The organism is Streptomyces sp. WAC 04229 (genome assembly GCF_003947455.1).
Lineage (GTDB): Bacteria > Actinomycetota > Actinomycetes > Streptomycetales > Streptomycetaceae > Streptomyces.
The window spans coordinates 1-950 of sequence record NZ_QHJH01000414.1; the positions used below are offsets into that span (position 1 = coordinate 1).

Annotated in this window: 1 protein-coding gene; it reads left to right on the forward strand. The window is 69.7% G+C overall.

Translation table 11 applies throughout. The annotated features are described in order from the left end of the window. A partial coding sequence (locus DMH12_RS38605; protein WP_148107617.1) for a transposase occupies window positions 1-697 on the forward strand: 697 nt, incomplete at its 5' end. Window positions 698-950 lie beyond the last annotated feature (253 nt).

The following is a 950-nucleotide window of genomic DNA, read 5'->3' on the forward strand; positions in this document are numbered from 1 at the left end:
CTCCCAGGTCGGTGTCTTCCTCGCCTACGCCACCAGCCGGGGACGGGCCCTGATCGACCGCCGCCTCTACCTGCCCGAGCGGTCCTGGTGCACCGATCCCGAACGCCGCCGGGCGGCCGGGATGCCCGAAGAAGTCCGGTTCGCGACCAAACCACGCCTGGCCCGGGAGATGATCGCCGCCGCACTGCACGCCGAGGTGCAGGCACGGTGGGTGACCGGCGACGAAGCCTACGGCCATCACCCCCAACTCCGCGCCTCCCTGGAGGCACGCGCCACCGGCTACGTCCTCGCGGTCGCCTGCTCGACACGGGCGCGGATCAACAAAGGCCGCACCCCCCGTCCGCGCGGACACCGTCGCCGCACGGCTGCCCGCCACCGCCTGGCAGCGGCACAGCGCAGGCAACGGTGCGAAAGGCCCGCGCCACTACGACTGGGCCTGGATCCACATCGGCACCGACGACCACCGCCACCTGCTCATCCGCCCAACCGCACCACCGGCGAACTCGCCTTCTACCTGTGCTGGTCACCCACCGCGGTGTCCCTGGCCGACGTGGTCCACGTCGCCGGGATCCGCTGGAGCGTCGAGGAACGCTTCCAGGCCGCCAAGTCCAGGTCGGACTCGACCACTACCAACTCCGCCACTGGACCTCATGGCACCGCCACATCACGCTCGCCATACTCGCACTGGTCTTCCTGACCGTCCTCGCCACCGACACGGCACCACAACGGCCCGTCGATCCACTCCACCCCACCCGCGGCAACGACCCGATCCCGAGATCCGCCACCTGCTCGCCGCCGTCTTCACTGCACCGGCCGTGACCGCGAGCAGACTCCTGCACTGGTCCCACTGGCGCAGCCGCCATCAGGCAACAGCCCGACGCAGCCACTACCGACGACGAACCGCCAACGAACCTGCTGGATAGATCACGAAACCACACTGGAGTACTAGG